Source organism: Natranaerovirga pectinivora (genome assembly GCF_004342165.1).
Taxonomy (GTDB): Bacteria; Bacillota; Clostridia; order Lachnospirales; family DSM-24629; genus Natranaerovirga; species Natranaerovirga pectinivora.
On record NZ_SMAL01000014.1, the window covers coordinates 41,354 to 51,333 of the forward strand.

At 31.5% G+C, this 9,980-nt stretch carries 9 protein-coding genes and 7 tRNA genes; 1 reads left to right on the forward strand and 15 read right to left on the reverse strand.

Features of this window, described 5'->3' with window-relative positions:
- Window positions 1-114 precede the first annotated feature (114 nt).
- Entirely contained in the window at window positions 115-1,788 is a 1,674-nt protein-coding gene (locus EDC18_RS13720) for an ABC transporter substrate-binding protein (RefSeq protein ID WP_132254075.1), read from the reverse strand.
- Between the two features lie 335 nt (window positions 1,789-2,123).
- On the opposite strand from EDC18_RS13720, the gene EDC18_RS13725 reads away from it, so the two are divergent.
- Window positions 2,124-2,597 carry a CYTH domain-containing protein gene (locus EDC18_RS13725; RefSeq protein ID WP_132254077.1) on the forward strand — a complete coding sequence of 158 codons (474 nt, stop codon included), beginning with the start codon at window positions 2,124-2,126 and terminating at the stop codon, window positions 2,595-2,597.
- 336 nt (window positions 2,598-2,933) lie between these two features.
- On the opposite strand, the gene EDC18_RS13730 is transcribed toward EDC18_RS13725, so the two are convergent.
- The 14 genes from EDC18_RS13730 to EDC18_RS13795 form a co-directional block, all read right to left on the reverse strand.
- Window positions 2,934-3,014 (reverse strand) — tRNA-Leu (locus EDC18_RS13730).
- Window positions 3,015-3,042: 28 nt separating this feature from the next.
- Window positions 3,043-3,115 (reverse strand) — tRNA-Lys (locus EDC18_RS13735).
- A gap of 6 nt (window positions 3,116-3,121) precedes the next feature.
- Window positions 3,122-3,193 (reverse strand) — tRNA-Gln (locus tag EDC18_RS13740).
- 18 nt (window positions 3,194-3,211) lie between these two features.
- A tRNA-His gene (locus tag EDC18_RS13745) sits at window positions 3,212-3,285 on the reverse strand.
- 59 nt (window positions 3,286-3,344) lie between these two features.
- A tRNA-Arg gene (locus EDC18_RS13750) sits at window positions 3,345-3,418 on the reverse strand.
- 22 nt (window positions 3,419-3,440) lie between these two features.
- Window positions 3,441-3,511, reverse strand: a tRNA-Gly gene (locus tag EDC18_RS13755).
- A gap of 8 nt (window positions 3,512-3,519) precedes the next feature.
- Window positions 3,520-3,594: transfer RNA gene (locus tag EDC18_RS13760), tRNA-Pro, on the reverse strand.
- Window positions 3,595-3,814: 220 nt separating this feature from the next.
- Complete coding sequence (locus EDC18_RS13765) at window positions 3,815-4,294, reverse strand: metallophosphoesterase (protein WP_132254079.1); 480 nt, start codon at window positions 4,292-4,294, stop codon at window positions 3,815-3,817.
- Complete coding sequence (locus EDC18_RS13770; protein ID WP_132254080.1) at window positions 4,291-4,899, reverse strand: XTP/dITP diphosphatase; 609 nt, start codon at window positions 4,897-4,899, stop codon at window positions 4,291-4,293. The genes EDC18_RS13765 and EDC18_RS13770 overlap by 4 nt, the downstream gene beginning before the upstream one ends.
- Window positions 4,889-5,620, reverse strand: coding sequence for a ribonuclease PH (rph, locus tag EDC18_RS13775; protein WP_132254082.1), 732 nt, complete (start codon window positions 5,618-5,620; stop codon window positions 4,889-4,891). Before rph ends, EDC18_RS13770 begins: the two co-directional genes overlap by 11 nt.
- Entirely contained in the window at window positions 5,584-6,108 is a 525-nt protein-coding gene (locus tag EDC18_RS13780; RefSeq protein ID WP_132254083.1) for a hypothetical protein, read from the reverse strand. The genes rph and EDC18_RS13780 overlap by 37 nt, the downstream gene beginning before the upstream one ends.
- 241 nt (window positions 6,109-6,349) lie before the next feature.
- On the reverse strand, window positions 6,350-8,578 hold the full coding sequence (locus EDC18_RS13785) for an N-acetylmuramoyl-L-alanine amidase (protein ID WP_132254085.1): 2,229 nt from the start codon (window positions 8,576-8,578) through the stop codon (window positions 6,350-6,352).
- Between the two features lie 307 nt (window positions 8,579-8,885).
- Window positions 8,886-9,419 carry a Gx transporter family protein gene (locus EDC18_RS13790; RefSeq protein WP_243115124.1) on the reverse strand — a complete coding sequence of 178 codons (534 nt, stop codon included), beginning with the start codon at window positions 9,417-9,419 and terminating at the stop codon, window positions 8,886-8,888.
- The gene (locus EDC18_RS13795; protein ID WP_165878596.1) at window positions 9,403-9,783 is read right to left on the reverse strand and encodes a NusG domain II-containing protein; all 381 of its coding nucleotides are present in this window, start codon (window positions 9,781-9,783) and stop codon (window positions 9,403-9,405) included. Before EDC18_RS13795 ends, EDC18_RS13790 begins: the two co-directional genes overlap by 17 nt.
- Window positions 9,784-9,980 lie beyond the last annotated feature (197 nt).

Consider the following 9,980-nt stretch of genomic DNA (forward strand, 5'->3'; position numbering starts at 1 on the left):
TTTTCTTGTGAGATAGGAAAGAATTTTTGTTATAAAAATAGCTTTCCTTGTAGAAAAAACGCCCTGTATCTTAACAAGACGTTTCTTCTGTATACCTCATCTAATATACAATACTTATCTATTGTTAATATTAAAATCGATATAGAATATTACAGGTTCTTCTTCTCTTATGAAATTAGGATCTTCAATATATTTCTCAACAAAATCTTGAGACAATCTTACACGATCAATTTCTCCTGTTTCAAATAAGTTTACACTTGTTGCAACATCTTTAATTATTCTAAAGTTAATTCTATCCATTTTAACTTCATCGGCACCATAATAATTTGGGTTTTTAATAAATTCAAAACCATATCCAATTTGCCAATTGCTTAATACAAATGGTCCATTGTATAATGTTGTATCAACTGATGTACCAAATCTATCTCCCATTGCTTCTGCAAAATCTTCGTTAATTGGATAAAAACTTGGGAAAGCCATCATATTTAAGAAATATGGTACCGGTGTTTCTAATGTTACTTCTAAAGTATATTCATCAATAGCTCTAACGCCTAACTCTTCTAATGCTACTTCACCATTCATCACTGCTGATGCATTTTTAATACCTGCTGTTTCTAACATAAAGGCATATTGTGCACCTGTATTTGGGTTACCTAATCTTCTCCAAGAGTAAACAAAATCGTGAGCTGTTACTTGATCACCGTTTGACCAAACAGAATCATCTCTTAAATCAAAGATATAAGTTAATCCATCTTCACTTACTTCATATCCTGTTGCAATAGCTAGCTCAAGAACATCGTTCTCTCCTAACATAAATAACCCTTCATTTACATTTGCCATTGCTTGGAATGATACTGCATCTGTTGCTTTATTTATATCCATTGTTGGGATATCAGATGTTTCTACTAATCTAATTACTTTTTCACCATTAACTAGGCGAGTTGTATCTGCAGCTTTAAAAGTATAATCTCCACCGAAGTTATGTTTTCTGATACCTGTTACATATGGTTGTTCTACAATAGAACGTCCTCTTTGATAAACAGGTGCGATTACTGCATCTTCGAATAAGATTCTTTCTGTTTCTTGTAATAATTGCCATCTTGCTATAAGATCAGTTACTAAATCACCTGATTTTGCTCTTCTTATATTTTCATCGAATTGACTGTTTGAGTATTTGGCATCGTTGTAACCACCATCTGTAACAAACATATCTAAGAATGTCATTGGATCTTGGTAGTCAGGACCCCAACCTGCAAGATTAAGATCAAACTGGCCATTTCTAGCCATTTCTAATTTATTTTCAAATGGTTGTTGAACAATTCTTACACTTAGACCTGGTAAATATTCTTGTAATTGTCCTTGAATAAACTCAGAAATTCTTCTTCCATTGTCATTATCAAAAGTTAGGAAATCAAGGTTTACTTTTCCAAATTTTAATTCTTCTTTTGCTAAATTCCAGTAATTTAATGCTTCTTCCGAGTTGAATACGTTCATTTCTGAGTAAGCATTTCTAAAGTCATTTCCTTCTTCATCGTGAACCATATTTAATGGAACAAAGAAGTTAGCTGGTACTGACCCGTTTCTTAATATTTGATCTGTAATATAAAGCTTATCAAATGCCATTGAGATTGCTTTACGGGCATTTACATTTTGAAGCAATTCTGCTCCTGTAATTTCAACATTTTCATAAGGATTATTAGATTGAACATTAGTTGCTTTTTCTGCACAACCAGATATTACAGCTACTAACATCATAATTGCTAAAATAAGAGATAATCTCTTTTTCATCGTACCATTCCTTTCAAGTTGTAAGTTCTAGTTATTTTAAGTACTTTTTGTCGAATTTTGTTCGACACCTGAGTTATTATATCAGCTATTTTTTATAAATGCAATTAATATTGCATATTTTCGCGTCTGTCAAATACTGTATCTATGGGATTTATCCCATTATTCCAAATAACACTTTGTCTTGATAAATAAAATATGAATTATTTCCTTCATTTTTTAATTGTTGACTTTATATGGATTACTTAGGTTTATATATATAAACAGTTGACTTTAGAGTTAAAATAACATAAATTTGATTTAGTGGTGTAAACTATATCTGTAAAGGAGTTGTTATTATGGAGATTGAAAGAAAATATCTTATAAATAATTTAGATACCGTTGGTAATCTTTCTTTATTAAAGTATGATGTAATAGAGCAAGGGTATCTTTGCACTGAACCTGTTATACGTATTAGAAAACAATCCCAAGACTACTATTTGACTTATAAGTCTAAGGGGTTACTCCAGAGGGAAGAGATTAATGAAAAGATTAGTGATAAGACTTACAGTCATTTGAAAGAGAAGATTGATTTTAATCTTATTGAAAAGACTCGGTATTATATTCCTTTTGATAATGGGTTAGTTGGGGAATTGGATGTTTTTGAGGGTAAGCTTAAGGGTTTGATGGTTATAGAAGTGGAGTTTAAGTCTTTGGATGAGGCTGATGAGTTTGTGCCTCCTGAGTGGTTTGGGCGGGAAGTTACTTTTGAGGGGGCGTTTCAGAATAATCAGTTGGTTAGGTTAGAGTCTTTATCAGGGCTTTTCTTGTAGAACCTTTTGAAATTCAATTTTTATTGGGCCGTATGAGTGCCTGAGGGATATACCGCTAGTTCCATTAGATATTTTTTGAAAACCTAAGTGCATTACAATAGATATCCCTCAGTCGCTCATACTGTTTTCGTGGTTTTTTATTGTACGTTAAATGTATGTTCCACCTTTATATCTTTTAATAATTTACAATATACCTTCCGCTACACTACAGGCACAATGTTCCAATGAAAAAGTAAATACCAAATCCTTGCACGCAAGTTTTCAAATTACATTTTCATATTAAATATTTTTACATAGCAAAAAACACTGTCCTATTTCATACAGTGTTTTTTAGTGTGCGGGTAGAGGGAGTCGAACCCCCACGCCGAAGGCACTAGATCCTAAGTCTAGCGCGTCTGCCAATTCCGCCATACCCGCAAGGCAATTTGTTTTTTTTGGAAATAAGTGAGTCACCCGGGGCTCGAACCCGGGACAACTGGATTAAAAGTCCAGTGCTCTACCAGCTGAGCTAGTAACCCACGTAACTGGGTAGGAAGGATTCGAACCTTCGCATGCAGCAGTCAAAGTGCTGTGCCTTACCGCTTGGCGACTACCCATTGTTAAAGTGTTTTAAGGGTGAGTAATGGGATTCGAACCCACGGCCTCTAGAGCCACAATCTAGCGCTCTAACCAACTGAGCTATACCCACCGCATAGAATACTATTTAAACATATTATATATAAAATGTCAAGCATTTTTTATATAAAACGTGCCTGCAGGGATTCGAACCCCGGACACGTGGCTTAGAAGGCCACTGCTCTATCCTACTGAGCTACAGGCACACATACACAAAGTTATGTGTGAAGCGGGTGATGGGAATCGAACCCACGTATCCAGCTTGGAAGGCTGGTGTTCTACCATTGAACTACACCCGCAGAACCAATCGGGGTGACAGGATTCGAACCTGCGACCTCTTGAACCCAAATCAAGCGCTCTAGCCAAGCTGAGCCACACCCCGTTTGTTTTGCTATCTTTGACGCAAGAGTAATTATACAATGCAGCAAAACAAATGTCAACACTTAATCTTATTTTTTTTTATTTTTTTTGTAAATGTCAAGAGAAACCTTTAAAAACCTGGTTTTTTCAACTCATTATTCTTTATTTTTTTCTTGAAAATTCCTATTTGTTAAGTTTTTTATATCTTAATTTTTTATAATAATCTTCTAGAAAAACCATGTTTATTTTATAAAACTCTCAATGATTGCTTGTATATTATTACTATTATCTATACTAATAATACCATAAGAAAGTTTATTTCCTCCTCTAGGAGATGATATACTTCCTGGATTCATAAGTATGATTTCATCTTCATCTAGATATGGTATATGTGTATGTCCAAAAAGAACTATATCTGCATTCTGTCTTTTTCCAGTTTTTTTTATAGTACTATATTCCCATTTTACATTGTATTGATGGCCATGGGTTAAAAAAATCCGCTTATTTTTGTATTCAATTATTTTTTCTTTAGGGTACTTTGAAATAAAATCACAATTCCCTGCAATATATTCAATTTTAATTTCTTCTATTATCTCTAAGGTTTCTGCATCTCTTACTAAGTCACCTAAATGTATTATTAAATCAATGTTTTTGTTGTTTTTAATTATTTGTAAAACATTATCAATTTTTCCATGAGTATCACTAATCACTAGTATGCTCATTTTTTTTCTCCTAAATACTTATTTAATTCTTTTTTCATCAATTCTAATGCTTTTCCTCTATGGCTTATTTTATTTTTTAATGCCGGTGACATCTCAGCTGTTGTACAATTATATTCTGGCACATAAAAAATAGGGTCATATCCAAAACCTTGGTCCCCTTTTATGTCATAGTCTATAATACCTTCTATAACGCCCCTTGTTGTAAATGTTTTTCCATCAGGGAAAACTGTTGCTATCACACTAACAAATCTAGCCGTTCTTTTTTCCTCTGGAACGTCCTTTAATATATCTAGAATCATTTGATTTTTTATGTTATAAGGGGTATCTTCTCCACCATATCTAGCAGAGTAAACACCTGGTTTTTTATCCATATAATCTACTTCAAGACCTGAATCATCTGCCATTACGATGCTACCAGTATGTTCCATAATCTCTTTTGCTTTTTTTATGGCATTTTCTTCAAAAGTTAATCCATCTTCTTCAACATCTAAATCTATTCCTGCTTCTTTTAATGAAACAATCTCAATATTAGAATCCTCTAATATCATTCTGATTTCTTTCATCTTTCCCTCATTTTTTGTTGCAAATATGATCTTATATTTCATTTGCTATATCTCCTAGTACTTCTTTTTGCTTTTCAATTAATTCTTGTATCCCTTTTTCAGCAAGTTCTAGTAACTCATTTAACTGATTTCTATTAAAGGGTGCTTCTTCCCCTGTACCTTGTATTTCAATATATTCATTATTTGTCATCACAACATTCATATCTACCTGTGCTTTGCTGTCTTCACTATAGCATAAATCTAATAAGCCTTCTGATCCAACAATCCCTACACTGGTTGCTGCTACGAAAGATTTAAGAGGTATTTTTTTAATAAGTCCTTTTTTCTTTAAATGATTACAAGCTAAGGCTAGTGCAACGAATGCTCCTGTAATACTTGCTGTTCTAGTACCACCATCTGCTTGAATGACGTCACAATCTATGGTTATGGTTCTTTCCCCTAATGCTTTATTATCAACCACAGACCTTAAAGCCCTACCAATTAACCTTGATATTTCAACTGATCTTTTGTTTTGTTTTAATCGATTGATGTCTCTACCATTTCTATCATGTGTGGCTCTAGGCAACATATCATATTCTGCCGTTACCCATCCTTCTCCTGAATCTTTCTTAAAAGGAGGGACTCTTTCTTCTACCGTTGCATTACATATTACTTTTGTATCTCCCATTTCTATTAAGACAGATCCTTCTGGATATTTAATATAGTCTTTATAAAAAGTTACAGGTCTTAATTCATTACTTTTTCTTCCATCAATTCTTGGCATATTATTTTTTTCCTTTCATTCCATTGCTCTCTTGTATATTGATTAATAACAGTACCTTCTCTAAAATACGCTTCTCCATAAATATTTATAGTAACCCTATTAATCTCGTCTACAGAAAATAGTGTTGATAATAATTGATTTACCAAATCCCATTCCCAACTATTACCACCATAATTCATTATATCATTTGTCACTGTAAGTTCAAGATGCTGATCCTTATAATCTAAATAAATAATTTCTGGGGTACCTGGTATTAAAGAGATATACTCATCTTCATTATTAAATAAATTATCACAAAGTATTCTTACCTTACTTTCAACGGTTAATTCATCCCCTAAGCTAATTTGTACAGGATAAAGCCTATAATTAATTTCTTCATTTACTGTTATGTATTCTTCATAAAAATACACAAAAAATTCATTCCTTGATGTCTGACTATCTTGATTTAAAATATTAAACAAAAACATAAATACATAAAAAACAATCATTTATCTCCACCCCAATATGTAAATTATTGTTAACTATTCCATTTTATTACATTTATACCTTTTGGACAAGTATATAATAATAAAATAAAATTCATATTGTCATTATTCTCATATATTTATGAAGTTATACCCCTACTTTTTATTTCATATAATCCTTTTTTGGGAAGAGCTACCTTCAAGAAATTACTGCTGGTTTCTAAAAAAAGCTAATCCATGGCTTGTACCATGAATTAGCTTTTTATTATCTTTTAGTTGGATACCTTTGGAATGTTTCAAGGATTGCAAGATATAGTGATGTTGCTGAATTTTTTAAAAACTGTTCATCTTTTAACTTAGCTGCATCAGCTTCATTAGAGATAAAACCAATTTCTACTAAAACAGCTGGCATATTGGTATTATTAAGAACAAAAATATTTTCTCTTGGCTTTAATCCCCTACTATTCATTTTCAATGTATTAATCATTGAATTTTGAAAAATTCTTGCTACTGTTTCTGTATTAACTCCATTAATCACTTTAGGGCAATACAATGTTTCTAACCCATTGGCTGAAGTGCCTTCATGTGCATTATTATGTATGCTTAAAAATAAATCTGCTTCCACTTCATTAGCTAAATCAGTACGTTGTCGCAATGTTGGATAAGTATCCTCTAATCTTGTATAATAGGCTTTAATTGACGGATTTTTATCCATTAATTGCTTTAAGTATAATGTTATTTTAAGAGTTAATTCTTTTTCTACTAAACCATTATTTTTTCTAATAGCACCTGGATCGCCACCACCGTGCCCTGCATCAATGACAATAATTTTATCATACTTATCTTTAGGTAAATATGCTTTTATAACTAGATTATCCTTTTCTTCTATTACATCAAATGCATATATCCTATTAGACGTTATATTAAGTACTGTATTCCCTTTTTCATTTAATGTAAAATACAGTTGATCAATTCTTGAGTCATTTACTTCTAATGTACCACTACCATATAAAGCTAAATGATTCCCTGGTATTTCAATGGTAAATTTCTTTTGATTGTATATATCATTTAACTTTAATTGATTCATTGTAATACCCTTTGGTTTTGCAATGGTAATAGCAGGTACAATATGATTCTCATATTTTATATTTTTATATCCAGGTTCTTGTATTTGTATCATTGTACTATTATTTTCTTTCGTAATCTCAAAATCTGTTTGTCCATCGGTAACTAAAACAATTCTAGTTGTATTTTCATCGAATTGAGCCGTTCTTACTTCTCTAATATATTGACCTTCAACAACAGCTGTTTTAAAAGTCAATCCAGAAGTTGTATTAGGCATATCAATAACCAATCGATCTGGGTTACTTAATCGAAAAATATTTACATCCGGTGCTAAAAATCCTGTTGTTTTAATAAAATCTCCTTTATCGTTTTGTCCTATCTCCATTAACTCAACAATATTATTTAAGACAGTTACTCTTATTTCTTTTCTATCTTCTGATAAAGAGACATTAAAGTTGACACTGCTTTGCTTTTTGTCAAAAACTACTCTTGTTACCATTGGAACTAATTTAAATTGGCTTGATCTAATTCTGGAAATATATCTATCCTTATACTCTACCTCACTTGCCAATCTCGATTCAGCATTATTAATATCAATAACCATTCTATCTTCCAAAGCTAATTTATCAAATGAGCTTATGGGTCCAGTGGCTTTAATAATAAACTGACTCATATTATGTAACTCTTTATGCTCAATAGATGCAATTTTTACAACACCATAATTTTCTCTTGTCATTGGCTCTTCATTATATAACTTAAGTATTTCTGCTATATTGTCATTTTCTGCTATCCACATCAGTGGATTATTAGCTAATGGCGTTGGCAAAGGCCTTTTTGCTTCTTTACTTTCTAGATCAATAATTTCGCTCTCTTGTTTAGGATCCAATTCGTTTTTTTCTTTTTCAAGGTTATTTTCGCTACTACTATCTGTAGATAAGATTGCTATATATTCATTAGCATCCCAATCAACTTCAACTCCCATAGTTTCAGATACAAACCTTATTGGAATCATTGTTTTTGCGTATTCTTTTGATGTGTCTCTAATTAACTTCGCTGGTACATCTAAAGTAACTGGTTGATTATTAACATGGGCTATATTGCTATTTATTTTTAATCTTATTTCTTTGTCTTCATATGTAATAAGTACTTCTTGTGTATCATTAATCCAATCTACTTTAGCCCCCATACTCTCTGATTCAAAAACTTCTCTAGCTGGCACCAATGTCCTACTGTCAACAATGATACCTGGCATATCTCCAGTTTGTACTTCTTTATCATTTATGACAACTCTAACGACTCTACTATTGTATCTATGAACTTGTCCATTATACTCTATGAACATACCTGTGTTTGCAAATACTTCTGTTGGTATATATTGAATAAACAACAGTATAGCCAACATAAACCCTAATATTCTTTTAAAATTCATTCCCTCACCTCTCTAAGATTCTATAAAAAGTAACAACATCTGTATGTAAAAGTACACTATAACCAATACTCATATACGAATTATATCAAATATTGCAGATTTATTAAAGACTGCTATTGATTATGTAACACAAACGTAAAATGTTGTGTTTTTTTTAATATTTTGCTTATGAAATTAATTTTATGTAAACCTTTTTAAATGCTAATTACTATCAACTATCCTAACTCAATACTGTAAATTTCCTTACAATAATTAAAAAAGTGCTCTAACAAATTTTTTTGTGAGCACTTTTTACATATGATTTTCTTTATATAAAAGCTTTTTTCATATATGTGATTAACAGATTTACTGCAATTCCTATTGCAACACCCGTTATGGTACTAATAATCACTAACAATGGTAAGTAATAAATTATATTTATGTTTTCTATAATAATACCAGCTACAATAATTTGACCTATACTATGAGTAATGGCACCTATAACGCTTATAATTATGATACTAAAAACTTTATTCATGGTTTTTACCAATAAAGCCATTACTAAAAAACTTAAGATACCTCCTGCAAAACTCATAAACAAACTAATCCCTGTACCAATAAAGAATGAGCCTAGAATAATTCTTAATATGACCACTGTGAACGCTTCTGGAAATCTTAAAAAAACAATACTCACTAAAGTAATTATATTTGCTAATCCTAGCTTTGCTCCTTGAATAGGAAATATATTGCCTATTAGCATTCTCTCAAAGTAACTTAGGACTAACGCAGCAGAAATAAGCATACTCATAAATACCATTTTTTGTACTTTTGACATTCCATTAAATCTAGTTTGATATATCATCTATTCCCACATCCCCCTCTCCTATTATCTCTACTGATACTCTATGTGGTAAACATACAATAATAGGGCCTGGCTGAGTAATCTTAGCTGTATGAACACAAACTTTATCTGGACAATTGGCTTCGATAATTTCTGCACCACTTTTATCTATATTAATTGTATTAAAGCCTCTCTCTGTTTCTAAGTCAATTTTCCTAATACCTTCGATTTCTTTAAATGGTATAGTCGTATATACTTGTCCATCTACCTTTATTTGTACAGATTTTTCTTCTAGTCCTTCACTACCACTAAAAAATCTAAAGGCTACCCATCCTATTATTATAACAACAAATATGACTAAAAAAATCTTATCTCCCTTTTTCAACAGCTTTTCCTCCGTATTTTATTGTCTACCTATTATAATATCATGATAATTATTTCTTTGAAAAGGTCAAATAAAAAGTCCTCGTATTTCTACAAGAACTTTTGGTTCTATAATAAATGTTGGGGTGTAAAAACCTCAACATTATTTTTTTGTAAAAAAATAATGCACTTATCCTCAATTCCCTTTAACATGTTAAT

Coding starts and splice junctions, on each gene's coding strand:
- EDC18_RS13720 (WP_132254075.1), bottom strand. CDS start 1,788: ATGAAAAAGAGATTATCTCTTATTTTAGCAATTATGATGTTAGTAGCT.
- EDC18_RS13725 (WP_132254077.1), top strand. CDS start 2,124: ATGGAGATTGAAAGAAAATATCTTATAAATAATTTAGATACCGTTGGT.
- EDC18_RS13765 (WP_132254079.1), bottom strand. CDS start 4,294: ATGAGCATACTAGTGATTAGTGATACTCATGGAAAAATTGATAATGTT.
- EDC18_RS13770 (WP_132254080.1), bottom strand. CDS start 4,899: ATGAAATATAAGATCATATTTGCAACAAAAAATGAGGGAAAGATGAAA.
- rph (WP_132254082.1), bottom strand. CDS start 5,620: ATGCCAAGAATTGATGGAAGAAAAAGTAATGAATTAAGACCTGTAACT.
- EDC18_RS13780 (WP_132254083.1), bottom strand. CDS start 6,108: ATGATTGTTTTTTATGTATTTATGTTTTTGTTTAATATTTTAAATCAA.
- EDC18_RS13785 (WP_132254085.1), bottom strand. CDS start 8,578: ATGAATTTTAAAAGAATATTAGGGTTTATGTTGGCTATACTGTTGTTT.
- EDC18_RS13790 (WP_243115124.1), bottom strand. CDS start 9,419: ATGATATATCAAACTAGATTTAATGGAATGTCAAAAGTACAAAAAATG.